This is a genomic window from Bacillus sp. 01N45 (genome assembly GCF_056399205.1).
Window position 1 is genome coordinate 38,930 of record NZ_JBFTQW010000017.1, and the last position, 16,312, is coordinate 55,241.

Here is a 16,312-nt window from a genome sequence, read left to right on the forward strand (position 1 = left end):
TTTCATTTACAATACACTTAGTAGGAATATGAACAAAATAGATGTAATTAATAACATGAGGTTAATTCAATCTGTGATGGGTATTGCACGATAATATGTTGGTCTGAAAAGTTTCTCGATCGGAACTTCAAGGAAATTTGCTATTTTTTTAGCTTTATTATCTTTGAGACTCCTTCTCCCAATTTCAACATCATATAATGTGCCGATTGGAATTTTAGCGCCTTTAGAAACTTCCTTAATACTTAAACCTTTGGATTCCCTATATTCTCGTACAATGGTTTTGTGTTCTGACGCTAGCATTTTTTCACCCTCCCTTCCCTTAATTACATTGTATTCGGCTTTAAGCCGAAAGTCAACATTAAACGTGTTAATCTTTTTAATTATTAACATCAAAAGAGTTAAAAGGAGTTGGAACCATGTTTGGACAAAGATTGAGAGAGTTACGAAATAAGAAAAACATTAGTGCTACCGCGCTTGGAAAAGCACTTGGAATTGCACAAACAACTATATCGAATTGGGAAAACTCTGGATATGAACCCAATTATGAAATGTTAGTAAAAATTTCACGCTATTTTGGTGTATCTGTTGATTATTTAGTAGGAAACGATAATGACGTCAATAAAAATGAAATAAGTCGTTTAGCAAAAGAGTTATATGAGGACTTGGAAGAACTTCCAGAGGATGAACGCAATGATATTGAAAAAGGGCTATTAGAATATCTGGAATTTCTAGGGTATAAATTAAAAAAAACAAAGAAATAAATTCTTTGCTTTTTTAATTAGCTTTTTGCCTAATATTAGATTTAAAGTTTCTATTTTCTTTAATATAAGTCTGTAATTTACTATGTAATTCAACATAATTACCTGTTTGTGACAATACTTTCACCAAAAAGTCATAATCAACTTGCTTACATAAATTCTTCTTTTTCATAAATTAATTACCCCTTTTACGAAATTTTTATGTACAAGTGGAACGGAACTTTATGCCACACCAACAAGTGTTCCACTCCTTAAACGACAAATGACACTACAAAAGTAGTGTCATTTTTAACATCAATCACCCAGCTCCCCCACCAGGGTCTACCATATATTGTAAAATTTTAGTGATACTTCCTTGCATCGGAAGTGCTGTTAAAGCCGCTATCGTGGCAAATAAATATAATCGTTTTGCCCATCCCTTCATATTTAACCACCTCTGAATTTATTTTAACACTTTTTTTGGAAGTTCCGCATAGAACAAATCATTATTTCGTTCAAAGGCCAATAAAGCTTCTCTCATTAAATTCATATCTTCTCTTGCTAGAGCTTGAACAAAAAGTTGAAGTGGTGTAAGAAAACCATTTTGTTTTTTTGTTTCTTCCATAAGAGAATCTGCTTTTTGTTTCATATTTTGTTTTATGTATAAATACCCCCTTTCTGTCGGATTTATAGGGTGTATATGATCTAAATTCTTTTCAAAATGAATGTTTAGAAAATCAAGTGTTGTTTGTAACATTTGTTGTTTTTTACGCATTTTTTGGTTACTTGGTGAAGCCACCAAACTTAATCCTTTGTCTAAATAATACTTAGACAATTCGTAGTCTGTTAATATATATGTCTCACCCATAATACAATACGCTGTAGCCTTTGGAAGTAAAGATACTCTTCCATTTTTGGAAATCATATCATCACATAATTCTCTTGCTCTCTCCAACTCATTATTCCTATGAAAACATGTGGCTAATAACTCCATAGTTCTTAACTCATATGAAGATTTTAAAAATGGATTTTTCACTTTTTCAATTTCAGTCTTTAATTCATCAATATTTGCACTTACTAAATTGTAACTTCTTGAATCAAAAAAAGCGTAAATCAGAGCAAACTCCATAGGAATTTTACTTATATCCTCTGCATTTTTTTGCTTTCCCATTTCTCCCTTTACCAATTTCAAAAATTCGCGCGGATTAAATTCCTCTGCATTTCGTAAATAAAGTAATTCATAAGCACTTGCAAATTTACGATTCAACAAATTATTTGATTGTTTTTCTCGATCAATTAAATGATTTAATAATTCTAATTCACCGCACATGTCTACATATTCAAACGCTATTCTTAAATTAACTTTCCGTTTAGCTTGGTTACAATAGTTAAACACTTCTGTTTTTCGAAAAGAATAATCATGGGGATATAACATGTTTAGTATTTCTGCATAAACAGAAAAGTCAAATTCTCTCTTACCCGAAATAGATTGATTCACTTTAGAATGGCTAATACCTAACAAATCAGCAAGCTGTCTATTAGTAATACCTCTATTAGTTAAATCCTTTTGAATTTTTTCTAAAATCATACCCCTTGTCACACCCTCTTTTATCTTTTAATATATAAATATCCAAAAGTTTTTATATTAAAAGAATTTTCTGTAAATATATTCTAACAGAAATTAGAAAAGGTTTCGTTCCAGTAGGAAATTCTGCATATTTCTATATTATTTTCTGAATTTTAAGAAAATTTTATTCGTATTTGCTGGTAACTTCTAACTTATTACTAGTTGATATTTAAAAAAAGTATGTGTAAAATAGTTCTTAACGATATGTATTTCAAACAAGAAAATTTTAACAAAAGCCTATTCATTAGTTTTAAACATTAATTATAAAAAAATAAAACCCCACCGCATCGTTTTTAATTGGATCAGGTCGCCAAACTCAAACCAATTAAAAACTCCAAGAGATAGGGGCTTTAATTCACACTATAGTTATATGTGTTTTTCTTTAGTATCAAACTTGATACTAAAATTATACCATAACGTATATCTATTGTGAATATAAAACCTCTGTTTTTCCTGTTTATTTGTGGTGGAAAAATAGGAGGTTTTTTTATGCTACTAAATAATTTTTTGCTAAGTACAGCAAAACGAGAATTAAGTCCAAATCTTGTTCATGTTCCCACAGGTGCTATCAATAAATCTGTTAAAAAAGTAATTAAAGCTATTGATATTATTCTGTTCGAGTATGAAGGTAAAACCACTAAAGAATACTTCGAACAAACACCACGCCGCTATAAGGCATTGGAAGTTGTTTTATCTTACCTAGTACAAGAAGGGTACTCTCAAATGAGACAAAATCAAATCAGTGAAAAATCGGGTATTTCTGTGCCGATCATCAACTTTATTCTGAATTGGTTAGAGGACCTTGAAGTATGCCATCAAATCAAAACAAGACGTCATGGTAAGATTGCACCATCTATTTACATATTAAGCCTCAATACCAATTATTTAAAAATCATTGAATATTTTAATCAAAAATGGGCGTTTTCCATTAATATTTTTTCTACATTTACAAAATTTCTATCTAAAAAACTAAGTAAAAAACAGGAGAAACCTATAGATCAAACTGAAAAACCAACTGTGCCTACATGCCAGGGCATAGATATATTAGATGCTGTTGCTTCTACAAATGAAGAAGTAGAAGAAAAACAGCCAATTAATGCCCCTAATTCAGGTGAAAAACTAGAACTACGATTCCGCGAAATGGATGAGTTTATGAGTGAAGACCAAAAGAAACTTTATATGTATATCATAAGTAAAGATACAAATATCACTGAAAAGGATGCTTATACAATCGCATTACGTATGCCGCCATGCATAGATTGGGAAGCAAGAAAAACTTTTGAGGACTGTGTACAGCTGTTTGAAGTAAACAAATCGCAAGTAAGTACACCTGCACATTTCATAACAACGTATACAAAACAGTTAACCGCAAACAGAAAGAGTAGAGAGCAACAAGCAAAAGAACGTACAATAAATATGGCGTTTGGAAAACCAATGAAGAGTCTAATACCATCAATGGATTTATTCAAAAAAATAATCGATCCAAACGCCTAAATCTCATTTTTCACAAAAAAATAATTGTTTTATAGCCTTGTTCAAAAAATTCCTCCCTAACAAGGCTTTTTGTTATGCCATTCTTTATTTTAATAGATTAAACATATTATCAATCTATTATATTTTTGCAAATTAAGGGCGTTTTTCACAACAAATCCACTATGAATTTATAACTGAATTGAACCTGCTCTTAAATCAGTAATTAAATAAGAAGAATTCTCTAATCCCTTGTGAGAGTAAGACTTATTGAGCAAAAATAAATCCTAATGTATTTAATCATTTTAATTTTTTTTAAAACAAGATTTATTATAAAAAGTATCCCATATTGGGAACTATATTTTTCTAGATTTTTAAACATAAACCCTCAGATCAAACTAAATACCAAAATAGAACTCTTCTTATCATTTAATATACAAATCTACGGAACACCGAATATCTGTAGACAGTATAAATACTAATATTCGTGATTTTCACCATAAATATATAGTACAGCACTTTAAAAACAAAGGATCATTTCTGTTCATTATGAGCATTTCAGTAAAAAGAATAACCTCAGAATTAATTCAGAATAATATGCGATAAATCTACAGAATTAGTTGCGACAACATACTTAGGTTATTCGGAACTTATTCTCATCTTAAACTCATTGATAGAACTAGGTTCCGCGGAATATTTAGAAACTTAGATTTACCTTGAAGCTCTCCTGGTAAGGGTATCTTGATTCAGCTATGAATCAGATTCCGTTGCCAGGCAGATTCTCATAAAACTACGTAGGCGGGGCGGCGGCCATTCCCATTCCTCGCATATCGTCCTCCTTCAACATCGGCCCATCATTCGCCTTCCACTCATTCCTATATATCTATATATCTATATATCCACCCATACCGCAACTTCACGCCCTGTCTAGCCATGCCCATATGTCTCCGGATAGCCCCGCAATGTCCTGGCCCTGGAATTCCACCAAGCCCCAAAGAAAACACCTCGACCTAGAATCCCCTATTGCCTGTTTGTTTGGTTCTCGTATATAATTGCGGTACACAATTTTTAGGACAAAGGAGTATATAAACATGACTTGGGAACTTTCTGTTGATGTTTTCCTTTCTGATTTGTTAAAACATGGCCGTAAATCTTCCACCGTTAAACAATACCGCTACGATCTCACACTTTTCACATCATGGATTCAGAAACATGCCAAATTGCCTCCAGAATCGTTTTTTCATTCTTTTGATACAAATATATTAGACAAATACTTAAAAGCTCTTAAAAAGGAACGTGGGGCGTCAATTTCTAATATCAAACGTGTACGAGGCATTCTGATTAACTTTTTACAATTTCATGGTGTGGCCCAGGATTTAAAAAGTGATGTCTCCCCTCCTGGACTAACTTCTAAACACTTTGCATCGGACAAAGAAATTAAAAAGCTATTCCGCGTCATGCGTAGTTATAACGGATTAACCGAATACCAAGCGTCAGGCAGAAAGTTTATTCTAGAACGTAACCTTTTATTGATTCATTTCATGTTAGATTACGGACTATCCATCCAGGACATACTCACGCTTTCTATGCATGATGTACACTTTGGGACAAATTCTATTACCCCAGGAGGGTTACACGCCCACAAACGATCTATTACCCTTTCAAAAGAGCATGTAAAACTTGCCTTATCTTATTACAACAAGATTCCTAACCTTGTAAGACCGCGCCAACAAACGGGCGATCCCTTTTTTGTGGCGTTTGATTTTGGCCCGCAAACATTCCGATGGGACTATGAAAAAGATCAACCCGCCGCTTTAACTAGAATCGCTGTACAACGCATGTTACAGAAGGAAGCGAAACGCGCTGAAATCCATATAACGCCTACTATGCTACGGAACCGTTTTATATTAAATGCGCTGCAGAATGGCATGAAACCCATTGAAATTAAAGCGTTTTTGGGATTAAAAAGCGTTGAGGCTCTGCATAGATACGTTCAATTTTGGAATAAACAGCAATGAAATAATAAATAAAAAAGTGCACAATCAAAAAATCAATTCTAGTATAATGGAATTGGTTTTTTGATACGATTCATACAGCAACTTGAATCCACATCTTCAAATATATTCCTATTATATAAATAATTTAATAATTTCATTGTTATTTGAAAAAAATTACAAGGTAAATATAGACAAAAAATTTAATTATTGTATAATAATTAAATAACAGCGATTCCAAAGAAGAATTATTTATACGTATAAATAATTCTATTAATATTACAATATTTTAATAGGAGGATATTATATGAACACTCAAACATTAAAAGAACTAGAAGAATTAACAATTGAAGAATTAGAAAAAATTGATGGTGGTTCATGGGCCGGAGATCTTGGAAGTTGGCTTGGACGAAAAACAGCGGAACTTTTTAAGTAAGTTAAACTAGAAAAATTAATGATAGTTCACTATTCCATAATTTTAGATACTGACTAAAAAAGAACAAAAAATCTTATAAAATAACGATTTGACCTAATTTATAGTAACATCATAAAAATAAAACTAACTATACTCTAAAAAATAGTTAGTTTTATTTTTTTATGGGGTCTCGCCACATGGCCATCAACATAGCGCAAATTTCGTACGCTAAGAAAAAAACTTTGCTACATATCCATCAAAGTTTTTTTAAAATTATTTAATTCTCGCTCTACCATCAGCTTTGTTAAATAACTCTTTAATTGTTTTAAAAACCTTTTGTTTAATTCCCACAATGCTGTTTTACTACTAGAATTTTTGCTTGTAAAAGAGAATATCATTTTTATTTCATTCCATCTTTAGATTTCCCAATATTTTATGTAAATTTATAATCAATTCGAAAGTAAACTTTTGAATATTAGTTTACATTCAAATCACCTTAAATATTGACTTTTCATCGAATACCCTGATATCCTCAATTTATCTAACAAAAGTATACATTCAAAACACTGTAAATAAAGAGGTCCAAAATCCATGAACAAAAAACCACATCTCATTGATGTCCAACCCATCCGTAACAAAGAACAGATCGAAGATATGAAATGGGCTCTCAAACGTCATTGTTCCGAACGAGACTATATACTATTTTTAATTGGAATTCATACAGGATTACGCGTCAGCGATCTACTCCAACTTGAAACGCAAACTATACTAAAGTTAAAACGAAAGAAACGAAAGGAATTCAAAATCAAAGAAGGAAAAACAAAGAAAGAACGCATGATTAATCTTACTTCTATTTTTGATGAAGTATATTCGTATGCCCAAACTCTAGAAAACACCTGGTTATTCCCTTCCCGTAAAGGAGATCAGCCCATTAGTAAGATCCAGGCTTATCGACAATTGCAAAAAGCCGGAGATTTTGCGGATATAGAATCTATCGGGACCCATACCATGCGTAAAACCTTCGGTTATTGGTTTTATAAGCAAACAAAAGATGTTGCTATGTTGCAAGAAATCCTAAATCATAGTACACCACAAATTACACTTAAATATATTGGAATTAATAAAGAAGAAAAAGATAATATATTAGATACATTCTATATTTAAATTATTTCAAAAAAATTCTTGTGTTTAAAATGAAAATAATGGATAATAAAAATTATAGGATCCTAATTTAAGAGAATTTATAAGACTATGCAAACTAATATAATAATTTATGAGACTTTAAGAAATAAGAATTTATAAGAYTATGCRAACTAATATAATAATTTATGAGACTTTAAGAAATAAGAATTTATAAGATTATGCRAACTAATATAATAATTTATGAGACTTTAAGAAATAATAAAAATCCGAAAATTAACGATAAAAATATATATAGGCATGCCAAGCTATCAAAATAACTTTAAAAATAGCTAGGTATAGTTTATGCCGGCAAATTATACCTGCTATCGAGGCAGGTGAAAAACATGTTGAAATTTTCATATAAAAAAGAACCAAATAAAACAGAACTAAATGTGCATTTTGAGTCAGACAAAATCATTTCTGTTTTATTCGGATCAACAACACTATTTGAAATCATAAAAAACATGTTAAATATAGAAAAAAAAGAAGTAGCTTAAAAGCTACTTCTTTTTTTATTTAAATTATCTATTATAAATCATTAACAGTATTAATTCTAAAAATATAAATATAACAAAATTATAATATTATAATTAATATTTTTTTAATGTAATGTCTTTATCTTTCTATCTTCTAGTACTCAACTAATTTTTAAATATTAAAAATTAAATCACAAAAAAGATTCCGCAACAGATCATTGCATGCCTTTTTTATAACGCTACGATGCGTTTCTTACTATTTAACATTAGAATAATTAAAGTAATTAAAGGAGGTACATATATGGACATTGGAAAAAAAATAAAACATTTAAGATTAATAAATAAAATGACACAAGAAGATGTAGCCAGCCAATTATTTATTTCAAGACAAGTTATATCTAAATGGGAACTAGGTAAAAGTCTTCCCGATCTAACCAATTTATTAGCCTTAAGCAATCTATTTAATGTTTCAATCGATTCTTTATTAAAGGAGGATTCAAATTTGCAAAATCAGATAATAAAACAAAGCAATTATAAAAGATATTTATTAATAGCCGCTCTCTACATATATTCTTTAATTACTATTGTTGTTATATTTTATTGTCTCATTGCCTTTTTACTTATACCAAAAGACATAAAAACATCCGATCTAAAGGTTATTAATTCCCACTTTTATCAAGAAAGCGATAAAAAAGAAATTCTATATATTTATAGTAAATTAACACCTTTCTTCTCAAATTATTCAGGAGATTATAGCATTCAAACAAAAGAACATGAAATAAACATTCATGCTAATCGAAATTCAATTCCTTTTAGAAATAAAGATGTTTTATTTTCAATTGAAAAAGACATACCCCATGGAATAGATTGGGAAGAAAAAGATGTTTACATTGTAGATGAAAACAATAAAAAAATACTTATATATAACCATAAAAATAAACAACTGTATTACCAACTAAAAAATTAAAAAGTAGGCGATCAAAATTAAAAACATTTACAAATACATTTTTATACTAACTACGCTTATTCTTAATATAATTAGTTCTCTACTCATTATGAATACAGCATTTACACCAGGAAATATGGTGTTTGCCATTACATTTTTATTTTTCACCATGCTATTCCAAACAACTACAATGCTATTCATTATATATATGATTAAAAGCGAAATATCTAAAAAGATAAAAATAATATTATATGTCTTTTTAACACTAGATATATTAATCTTTTTATTCTTAATCAATATGACATACATAGTAGCAACATCATTAAAATATTATTAACATTTTTATAGCAAGGGAATGCTTGTAGACTAATCTATACTGCATTCCCTTATTCTATGTATGCTATATTTCAATTCTTCTTTTTCCGACATTAGAACTTTATAAAGAATACGAAATTTAATTTTTAAACAAACCGAAAAACCCTTTTCGTTTTTGTTTCTGATTTTGGCTCTGTATTTCTCTAATGTTTTCCAGCAATAATTGATCTCTTTTTTCTAACTTCTTCTCTATAAAAACTTCAAGTTCACTATTTTTACTTTCTACTTCCATTAATTTTTTCTCTGTATTAAACAAATGCTCTTTTGTCGTAACTAATTCATTCGTAATTTCCTGCAATTTCTGAACAAGAGCTTGATTAAACTGATTTTGTAATTGTTGATTTTCTAATACTTCATCCAATTTCTTTTCTAATTCCGATTTTTCTTCTTTTGAAACAAACGAATTAATTTCTCCATTCCGCCATGCCCTAACCTGATCATAAGACCATTTTTGTACCTGTATTTTTTCTTTAATGGCTGTTAATTCTTCTATATTTTCCTTAGAATATCTACGATGCCCTCCCTGACTTCGTTCCGTTTGTATATTAAATTCGTTTGACCATACTTTTAATAAATCAGGAGTCACCCCTAAACGATCTGCTACAATTTTCGGTGTATACATTTCCGATTTTAGTTCCAATTTTAATTCCTCCCCCAAAAACGGAATACGTTTTTTTACTCATAAAACAAGATTAAATCAATATTTTAATCAAAATCGGAATTCACTTACAACTGATATCACAACCGATTTTAAAATCGAATTAATTTCGAAATACATTTCGATTTTAACACTAATACTCATTACTTCTCGATACCCACATCAAAATCTTTTTTCTATATACAATATTTTATGCAAAAAAAGAATCATAAGGATCCCCCAAATTGCTGCCATATCAACAATGTATAAAACCCTGTATACAAAATACATAGACATAAAAAGAAGAATCCCTGTAAATACAAGGATTCTATGAAACTATTTGCTACCGATAATAGGACGTTATGTTAACCAAGCATGTATAGAATATACAATCAAAAAAACACCGCACATCACTTTTTAAGAATGGTATAATAAGGAAAATGACTAGGGTGAAAAGCTAATGGAAGACTCTATGTTTGTGTTTCGAGTTATTTTCAATGCACTAACATCATTCTTTTCCAACGGGGTCTGGGTCGTTTTGTTCTTCTTCTTGTTAAATAAAACGTATGAAAACAAAACTTTCAGAACAACATCGAGTATTATTACTGTTGTTGTCTTAGTATTTTATTTGTTTTATTACATTCGGAATAGCATGTAATGCCTTTCTTTGAATAAGGTAGGGAAATCCCCCAGTATCCAAGACTAAATTTTACCCATACACCATTTTTTTGATGTAGCTCTTGAAGATAAAAACTATTTAATTTTCAAGGAACAGTTATTAACTTAAAACTTATTATACGAGGAGGGTGTATCATGAAAAAAATATGCTTTGTATTAATTGTCGACGCTGGTATAAATTATGGTTCAATATTTTCTCTACCATTTTTAAGGAATCAGGATGATTTGAAGGAATATTTTTCTAAGTATTATGATGTTTCAATTAATTATATTAGGGATAAAAACTCAGTTGACTATTTGGTAGTTCCCAAACCGTGTCCACCTTTTGATAATGAAAATAATCTTCCAATAATTGAAGTACCAGCAATCTTATTTATGGAAAAGAATTTTGAAAAAATAAAGGCTTATATAGACAATTATTTTTCTAATAACTCATAAAGAAAATAAAAGTACAGTAAAAAGAAGTCCGATAAAAAACGAGTGGCGTAGAATATTTCTATTAATCATTCGTTTTTTATTATATTTACATATATTTTTTAAAAGAGGATTATAGACGTTCTGAAAAAGATTAATTATAACAAGAACAGTGTTCGTACCCCAATAAGAGGGGTTTACTTTACTTCCAATAACGATAATTATGTAAACATAAAAGTCCTCCAGTTAAACAATCTGGAGGACTTTTAATAGCTTTTAAAAACAATGTTCCTAAATTATATTCCAAACGCAGTCATTCCTAAATAAACCAGAATATAACTGATTAAAGGAATTGAAAGAATCAAACTTGTTTTTAATAATTTATTTTTTTTATCAACCTTTACTTTACTTACAGGTTTTTCCTCTATAAAATCAACTATTTCACGATAAGTTTTTAAATTGTTTTCTTTTTTTATATTTTCAACTTTCAATGATGCAAACATAAGAAAAATAGAAAGTACCAAAAGTGTTATAAAACCATAATAACCAAAAAAGTAACATACAGGTACAAGAGAAATAGGAAGTATAATCATTAATGCTAACATGATATAACTCCACTTAAAGAAAGTTGATTTTTGAAGTTCTTCTTTCATGATCTTTACATCTCCTTTAACTAAATCATCCAGGGAGACATTAAAAAGAATACTCATCATTAATAAATTATGAATATCTGGATAGTTTCTTTCATTTTCCCAATTAGAAATAGATTGTCTGGAAACATGAATTTTTTCTGCCAACTCCTCTTGAGACATATTATCCCGTTTACGAAAATATTGTATTTGTCTACCAATGTTCATCTATACATCTCCCTTAAGTTTGAGGTTAAGTTAAAGACTAATTAAAGACTACCAAATTTCTTTATAATAACGTGATTCTAAGGTGTAAAAATGTTTTATCATGCTATTTTCCCTTTATTTTAGGTATAAGTGCTGGATTAACTAATACAATTGCTGATCAAAATTAAGCAACTGTTTAAAGAATAAACCTCTTTTGGATGGGAAAGGTTTGCTTTTACTTCCTACAGGTACAAACATATATCTTGTGAAGAATACATATAAATTAAAACAAAAGTTAACAATATTTTTTATAGTTAACATAAATACAATATAACAAAAATAAAACATGATAAAACCTTTAAAATATAAGGTTAATAACGATTTCTTTTTGTTAACTAATATTGAAAAATACCTTCCAATAAAGATGAAAAAATGTTATATTGTTAACAATATAACTAAAGGAGTGAATAGTTAATGAAAATTACTATGATGAATAAGGATTCTGGAAACTCACTTGATATGAACTTAATTGATGGTTTCTATATTGAAACTCCTACAAACGTTGTAGAAATCAGCAAAGATGAAGCTGACTCTCATTTTGTAGCAACCATTACCAATCCTAAAGAATTATTATCTCGCCTACTTATTTCAACAACAATTCCAGGAGAAGATACAGAAAGATTCTTCTTAGTTGGAGACGAAGCTGCAAAACATGCATTAGCTAACAATCATGTCAATAAACTTCATGACAAGATCACAAGCCCTATCCCTTATGTGATGTTTTTATCAGCTGTTTCTTTCTATCATGCTATTAACGAACAGCGCGAATCGGATGACAATACAATTGAAATTGAATATTTCCAAACAATGTTACCTATATGGTTACTTAAACGAACAGCCAAATTTAGTGAAGCTCAAAATGCCATGGCAGAAAGATTTGCTGGAGAGCATGAAGTAACAATACATACTCCAGGAATGGAAAAAACTTTAAAAATAACTGTAGAAAAAGCAACTTGTCGTATCGAAGGTGAAATTGCACGTTTAGCAATTAAAAAGAATTTTGAATTAGAAGATCGTGAAGAAGCAAGCCAATTTGATAACAACGATACAGTACTTGTTGATATTGGCGGCGGAACAATTGATCTAGTATTATCACCAGCCGGTTTAAAATCACCTAAGAACCGTGATTCTATGCAACCGATAGACAAATTATCTTATCTATCTCATATTGAAAAATTAAGAAAAGAAAAGTTCCTAGAAAAATTCTCTGATTTACGTTCATTTGAAACATTTATAGTAAACAATTTCCAAAAACCAAAAATGGAATTAGTTGATGGAAACACTGGCCAGCGTGTAGATTTAACGGACAAAGTTCGCTCTTCTTTAAAAGAGTTTGCTAAGTTTCTAATTTTAAAAATCCAAGATGTAATGCCTGCACCAGCTGATAAAGTTTATAAATATGTTTATTTCGGTGGTGTTGCCCCAATACTAGAAGCTAGCATCCATGAAGTCATAGAAGAAATGTATGGAGCTGAAATTGCGCAAGCAAATCATATTTTCTTACCAGATTCACGCAAATTAAATCTATATGGTCTTGAAGTAAAAAGTCGCGGCGAAATGCTGCAAAAAACAGAGAAATAAGTATAGCCAGAAAGGAGGAGCCGCATTATGGGGCGTACTAAAAAGGCCGAGAAACAAACAGTCTTTGGACTTCGAACAGACCACATGAGCGAAGAAGTCTATAATCACCTTGAGCAAAAAGCTCGCTCAAAAAAGCTTGCAACTTATCTTATTCAATTAGTTGAACAAGATTTAACACAGAAAGAGCCCTTTAATGCAAAAAAAGAACTTCTAAAAGTCTCAAAAAATCAAGAACAAATGATGAACGCCATAAAACAAATTACACAAACAATTTCAGATTTCCAGGTGGCTCCTGTATCTGCTGTCCTTATGCAAAACGAAGAGAATACCCATAATTCTCTGGCAGACGATTTATTAAAAGACGTAGGTCAAATGGGACAATTAATCACTAATATCAACATTACAGGATCATTAGATAAAGACGATTTAGAAGACCCGGATTTCTAAAACAAAAAGCGTTGCTCTCATATGAGCAACGCTTTTTGTTTTGTCTAAACTTAAAATATCCCAAATAATTTCTTCCTTTTGGGTTCTTGGTTAGAAATATCAGCTTTAGCGTTGATTTTTTCTAATTCCGTCATAATAAGATCAAGTTTCTTTTCTAATTGTTGATTTTTTTCACGCTCTGCTTCAAGCTCTTGTTTAAATACATCATTGCTTTGACGCTCGATTTCAAGTTCTTTTCGAAAACCTATAAATTCAGTCTTTATATCTTCTAAGAAATTCCGAATTTCACTTGATATAGATTGTAGCGCGTATTGCTCCTCTTCACTCTGAGACCTTGTCACAGCAACTTCCGAACGCGCTACACCCTGTGTCGCGCGTGTTTGCTGTGTCATCAACACGCTAACAGCGTGATTCAATGAAACCTTAGTTTTTTCTCTAATCTCTTTTAGAGTATTAAAAACTGTCACATCATCGGTATGATACAGTCTTGTATCGCCATCTTTATTAAACTCATAGCCTTGTTTTTCGAGTTCTAAGCTATATTTTCTGATTGTACTCTCTGCTAGATTGGTGATACGGGAGACATCAATTGTTTTTAAGTACACTTCACTTACAACATCGTCTTTTCTCTCCATCCAACCACCTCCATTATAGTATCGCTACACTCTTACCACAGTATCATTTTACTAATCCTTAATACCCATTGTACACTTTTTATTATGCTTGCAAGCAAGAATTTTTCACCTCTCGATTTCCACTTAATATTTGCAAGGGAATCCCATTACGGTTCGCATTCTTTGCTTTAGTGATTCGACGTACCTGTATCAATTCTATAACACATATAAATTTTGATTCTTGTTTTGGGAATACCTAATTTTAGTCAATTAATTACTTTTCAAACCTTAGAATACCTTTTCCTGTCTTCCCATTATTTTAGTTGATTCCTTAATAACCATTTATATCATAGCATTCATCTCGTGCTATAGCAGTGATATACTCTTGAATGAACCAATTATTAATGCAAATCCGCAATCCCATGAAATAGAAATAAAATTTATTTTTATTCGTCCCTAATCATAAGCATTTTTTTATTGATATAAATATTTATGAAGTAACTGCAAGAGCAAGAAAAAACGAATCAACAAATTCTCCAAGAGTTACAATCTGCTAATAAGTTAAATAAAACGCTATTATTGCAATATGGGCAATTAAAAAGAGAATTTGATGAAATGCGTGAATCACAAAAACTTATAGCATCCACTCAAGAACAAAAACAAGGATTCTGGTCTAGGCTCTTTTCAAAAAACAAAGACGTATGATAAAAATTACATCATACGTCTTTGTTCTTGTTCTAATAAAACAAAATCGGATTCTTTAGAAGGTTCTATCCCTAATTTATTTAATGTTGCCACCAACAAAAGTATTTGTTTTTCAAATCCATTATTTAATGCAATGTCAGTAATACGAATAACTTTCCATCCATTTGTTTTCATGTATTTATCTCGGTTACGGTCTCGTTTGATTCCTTCTGGTGTTCGATGAAAAGGCCCATCAATTTCTACGTCTATTTTCAAACCATTTAGAGAAAAAAACGCAAAATCTAACTTAAAACGTTTATTGGGCACTTTATATTGTACAGTAGGATAATAACCTTTAAAGCGTAATGCATCATATACTCGCTTTTCTAATTTGTTATAGCATTTCACGCGTTGTGAATCATTATTAGGATTATAAGTAGATGATGAAGTGAGAATTTGTGCTAAAAGAAAAAATATAATTGCGCAACCCAATACAACGAATAAACCTGTCATCTTTTCACACTCCAATAAAAAATTTTGAGTTAATGCTCAAAACGTAATATACCCAAACCCATTCTATATATCCATTTTCCAATCACATATCTTATACAAATAAAACAAAACAGTCTTTTTTTGTGTTCTTTAGATACAGATTAAGTTGGATTCTTTTGGAAAGTGCTTTGCAAAGATTTGTTGTATGATGCGTAAGTCAAATCTTTGCATTGTATGTATACCTCATTCCAAGTGAAATTATCAATAAATCGTTCGTGTAAATACTCTATGAATCTCGTTCTCTTGTATTTTACTTAAGTTTAAGTTGAAGTGAATTGTATATGAATTTAACTTCCTGTCCATAATTGTAAATAAAAAATTAAGGACAGGAGAGTGAGATAAATGTTTTTCCGCAAAAATAGGACTAAATTAAAAAAATGGTTAGATCGGCAAGGAATTGAACAACAGGAACTAGCCAAAAAGTCAAAGGTTTCTGTTCAAACCATCAGTAAAGCATGTAGAGATACAGATTACATCCCCAAACCTGAAATCATGAAAAAAATATTAAATACTATTAGAAAAATTGACCCTCACGCCAAAATCAATGACTTTTGGGACATGTAAAAAGCACAAGAAACAGTATCTTG

Annotated in this window: 20 protein-coding genes; 12 read left to right on the forward strand and 8 right to left on the reverse strand. The window is 30.4% G+C overall.

Translation table 11 applies throughout. The annotated features are described in order from the left end of the window. Nucleotides 1-66: 66 nt before the first annotated feature. Nucleotides 67-300, reverse strand: coding sequence for a helix-turn-helix domain-containing protein (locus tag AC1DMU_RS26860; protein WP_221818590.1), 234 nt, complete (start codon nt 298-300; stop codon nt 67-69). Between the two features lie 116 nt (nt 301-416). On the opposite strand from AC1DMU_RS26860, the gene AC1DMU_RS26865 reads away from it, so the two are divergent. After that, nucleotides 417-761 carry a helix-turn-helix domain-containing protein gene (locus AC1DMU_RS26865; RefSeq protein ID WP_086396051.1) on the forward strand — a complete coding sequence of 115 codons (345 nt, stop codon included), beginning with the start codon at nt 417-419 and terminating at the stop codon, nt 759-761. Nucleotides 762-774: 13 nt separating this feature from the next. Here the strand turns inward: AC1DMU_RS26865 and AC1DMU_RS26870 are convergent, their stop codons facing one another. The 3 genes from AC1DMU_RS26870 to AC1DMU_RS26880 all read right to left on the reverse strand — a co-directional run bounded on the left by AC1DMU_RS26870 (nt 775) and on the right by AC1DMU_RS26880 (nt 2,325). Beyond that, the gene (locus AC1DMU_RS26870; protein WP_000728845.1) at nt 775-930 is read right to left on the reverse strand and encodes a hypothetical protein; all 156 of its coding nucleotides are present in this window, start codon (nt 928-930) and stop codon (nt 775-777) included. Nucleotides 931-1,056: 126 nt separating this feature from the next. After that, the gene (locus AC1DMU_RS26875; protein ID WP_261784577.1) at nt 1,057-1,182 is read right to left on the reverse strand and encodes a hypothetical protein; all 126 of its coding nucleotides are present in this window, start codon (nt 1,180-1,182) and stop codon (nt 1,057-1,059) included. An 18-nt stretch (nt 1,183-1,200) separates the two neighbouring features. After that, complete coding sequence (locus AC1DMU_RS26880) at nt 1,201-2,325, reverse strand: AimR family lysis-lysogeny pheromone receptor (protein ID WP_426936068.1); 1,125 nt, start codon at nt 2,323-2,325, stop codon at nt 1,201-1,203. A 528-nt stretch (nt 2,326-2,853) separates the two neighbouring features. On the opposite strand from AC1DMU_RS26880, the gene AC1DMU_RS26885 reads away from it, so the two are divergent. From AC1DMU_RS26885 to AC1DMU_RS26910, 6 genes are all read left to right on the forward strand, one after another. After that, nucleotides 2,854-3,858 (forward strand): Replicase RepFR55, encoded by a 1,005-nt coding sequence (locus tag AC1DMU_RS26885; RefSeq protein WP_476941642.1) that lies wholly within the window; start codon nt 2,854-2,856, stop codon nt 3,856-3,858. Nucleotides 3,859-4,925: 1,067 nt separating this feature from the next. Next, nucleotides 4,926-5,852, forward strand: a complete 927-nt coding sequence (locus AC1DMU_RS26890; RefSeq protein ID WP_426936066.1) for a tyrosine-type recombinase/integrase — start codon at nt 4,926-4,928, stop codon at nt 5,850-5,852. Between the two features lie 283 nt (nt 5,853-6,135). Continuing rightward, entirely contained in the window at nt 6,136-6,264 is a 129-nt protein-coding gene (locus tag AC1DMU_RS26895) for a ComC/BlpC family leader-containing pheromone/bacteriocin (protein ID WP_081257134.1), read from the forward strand. Nucleotides 6,265-6,834: 570 nt separating this feature from the next. Then, a complete protein-coding gene (locus AC1DMU_RS26900; RefSeq protein ID WP_427326054.1) occupies nt 6,835-7,407 on the forward strand; it encodes a tyrosine-type recombinase/integrase in 573 nt (190 codons plus the stop codon). 362 nt (nt 7,408-7,769) lie between these two features. Then, nucleotides 7,770-7,922 (forward strand): hypothetical protein, encoded by a 153-nt coding sequence (locus AC1DMU_RS26905; RefSeq protein ID WP_476941643.1) that lies wholly within the window; start codon nt 7,770-7,772, stop codon nt 7,920-7,922. Between the two features lie 280 nt (nt 7,923-8,202). After that, complete coding sequence (locus tag AC1DMU_RS26910) at nt 8,203-8,868, forward strand: helix-turn-helix domain-containing protein (protein ID WP_215559104.1); 666 nt, start codon at nt 8,203-8,205, stop codon at nt 8,866-8,868. A 433-nt stretch (nt 8,869-9,301) separates the two neighbouring features. On the opposite strand, the gene AC1DMU_RS26915 is transcribed toward AC1DMU_RS26910, so the two are convergent. Continuing rightward, on the reverse strand, nt 9,302-9,862 hold the full coding sequence (locus AC1DMU_RS26915; protein WP_088065026.1) for a MerR family transcriptional regulator: 561 nt from the start codon (nt 9,860-9,862) through the stop codon (nt 9,302-9,304). 457 nt (nt 9,863-10,319) lie between these two features. On the opposite strand from AC1DMU_RS26915, the gene AC1DMU_RS26920 reads away from it, so the two are divergent. Both AC1DMU_RS26920 and AC1DMU_RS26925 read left to right on the forward strand, forming a co-directional pair. Then, nucleotides 10,320-10,517, forward strand: a complete 198-nt coding sequence (locus tag AC1DMU_RS26920) for a hypothetical protein (RefSeq protein ID WP_427326057.1) — start codon at nt 10,320-10,322, stop codon at nt 10,515-10,517. Nucleotides 10,518-10,672: 155 nt separating this feature from the next. Continuing rightward, a complete protein-coding gene (locus tag AC1DMU_RS26925) occupies nt 10,673-10,975 on the forward strand; it encodes a hypothetical protein (protein WP_427326059.1) in 303 nt (100 codons plus the stop codon). Nucleotides 10,976-11,247: 272 nt separating this feature from the next. Here the strand turns inward: AC1DMU_RS26925 and AC1DMU_RS26930 are convergent, their stop codons facing one another. Then, on the reverse strand, nt 11,248-11,808 hold the full coding sequence (locus AC1DMU_RS26930; protein WP_147788147.1) for a helix-turn-helix domain-containing protein: 561 nt from the start codon (nt 11,806-11,808) through the stop codon (nt 11,248-11,250). A gap of 453 nt (nt 11,809-12,261) precedes the next feature. Between AC1DMU_RS26930 and AC1DMU_RS26935 the strand changes: the two genes are divergently transcribed. Beyond that, nucleotides 12,262-13,428, forward strand: coding sequence for a ParM/StbA family protein (locus AC1DMU_RS26935; RefSeq protein ID WP_023441349.1), 1,167 nt, complete (start codon nt 12,262-12,264; stop codon nt 13,426-13,428). Between the two features lie 27 nt (nt 13,429-13,455). Next, nucleotides 13,456-13,875, forward strand: a complete 420-nt coding sequence (locus tag AC1DMU_RS26940; RefSeq protein ID WP_088065029.1) for a hypothetical protein — start codon at nt 13,456-13,458, stop codon at nt 13,873-13,875. Between the two features lie 50 nt (nt 13,876-13,925). On the opposite strand, the gene AC1DMU_RS26945 is transcribed toward AC1DMU_RS26940, so the two are convergent. Together AC1DMU_RS26945 and AC1DMU_RS26950 are read right to left on the reverse strand one after the other, a co-directional pair. Next, nucleotides 13,926-14,510, reverse strand: a complete 585-nt coding sequence (locus AC1DMU_RS26945; RefSeq protein ID WP_088065030.1) for a hypothetical protein — start codon at nt 14,508-14,510, stop codon at nt 13,926-13,928. A gap of 690 nt (nt 14,511-15,200) precedes the next feature. Continuing rightward, entirely contained in the window at nt 15,201-15,686 is a 486-nt protein-coding gene (locus tag AC1DMU_RS26950) for an endonuclease domain-containing protein (protein ID WP_215559101.1), read from the reverse strand. A gap of 381 nt (nt 15,687-16,067) precedes the next feature. Here AC1DMU_RS26950 and AC1DMU_RS26955 point away from each other — a divergent pair, with 381 nt between their 5' ends. After that, nucleotides 16,068-16,289: a helix-turn-helix domain-containing protein gene (locus AC1DMU_RS26955; RefSeq protein WP_088065032.1), complete on the forward strand. Its 222-nt coding sequence runs from the start codon at nt 16,068-16,070 to the stop codon at nt 16,287-16,289. Nucleotides 16,290-16,312 lie beyond the last annotated feature (23 nt).

Bases quoted from the DNA above. Each gene is read 5' to 3' on its own strand.
- AC1DMU_RS26860 (WP_221818590.1), bottom strand. From the start codon at position 300: ATGCTAGCGTCAGAACACAAAACCATTGTACGAGAATATAGGGAATCC.
- AC1DMU_RS26865 (WP_086396051.1), top strand. From the start codon at position 417: ATGTTTGGACAAAGATTGAGAGAGTTACGAAATAAGAAAAACATTAGT.
- AC1DMU_RS26870 (WP_000728845.1), bottom strand. From the start codon at position 930: ATGAAAAAGAAGAATTTATGTAAGCAAGTTGATTATGACTTTTTGGTG.
- AC1DMU_RS26875 (WP_261784577.1), bottom strand. From the start codon at position 1,182: ATGAAGGGATGGGCAAAACGATTATATTTATTTGCCACGATAGCGGCT.
- AC1DMU_RS26880 (WP_426936068.1), bottom strand. From the start codon at position 2,325: ATGATTTTAGAAAAAATTCAAAAGGATTTAACTAATAGAGGTATTACT.
- AC1DMU_RS26885 (WP_476941642.1), top strand. From the start codon at position 2,854: ATGCTACTAAATAATTTTTTGCTAAGTACAGCAAAACGAGAATTAAGT.
- AC1DMU_RS26890 (WP_426936066.1), top strand. From the start codon at position 4,926: ATGACTTGGGAACTTTCTGTTGATGTTTTCCTTTCTGATTTGTTAAAA.
- AC1DMU_RS26895 (WP_081257134.1), top strand. From the start codon at position 6,136: ATGAACACTCAAACATTAAAAGAACTAGAAGAATTAACAATTGAAGAA.
- AC1DMU_RS26900 (WP_427326054.1), top strand. From the start codon at position 6,835: ATGAACAAAAAACCACATCTCATTGATGTCCAACCCATCCGTAACAAA.
- AC1DMU_RS26905 (WP_476941643.1), top strand. From the start codon at position 7,770: ATGTTGAAATTTTCATATAAAAAAGAACCAAATAAAACAGAACTAAAT.
- AC1DMU_RS26910 (WP_215559104.1), top strand. From the start codon at position 8,203: ATGGACATTGGAAAAAAAATAAAACATTTAAGATTAATAAATAAAATG.
- AC1DMU_RS26920 (WP_427326057.1), top strand. From the start codon at position 10,320: ATGGAAGACTCTATGTTTGTGTTTCGAGTTATTTTCAATGCACTAACA.
- AC1DMU_RS26925 (WP_427326059.1), top strand. From the start codon at position 10,673: ATGAAAAAAATATGCTTTGTATTAATTGTCGACGCTGGTATAAATTAT.
- AC1DMU_RS26930 (WP_147788147.1), bottom strand. From the start codon at position 11,808: ATGAACATTGGTAGACAAATACAATATTTTCGTAAACGGGATAATATG.
- AC1DMU_RS26935 (WP_023441349.1), top strand. From the start codon at position 12,262: ATGAAAATTACTATGATGAATAAGGATTCTGGAAACTCACTTGATATG.
- AC1DMU_RS26940 (WP_088065029.1), top strand. From the start codon at position 13,456: ATGGGGCGTACTAAAAAGGCCGAGAAACAAACAGTCTTTGGACTTCGA.
- AC1DMU_RS26945 (WP_088065030.1), bottom strand. From the start codon at position 14,510: ATGGAGAGAAAAGACGATGTTGTAAGTGAAGTGTACTTAAAAACAATT.
- AC1DMU_RS26950 (WP_215559101.1), bottom strand. From the start codon at position 15,686: ATGACAGGTTTATTCGTTGTATTGGGTTGCGCAATTATATTTTTTCTT.
- AC1DMU_RS26955 (WP_088065032.1), top strand. From the start codon at position 16,068: ATGTTTTTCCGCAAAAATAGGACTAAATTAAAAAAATGGTTAGATCGG.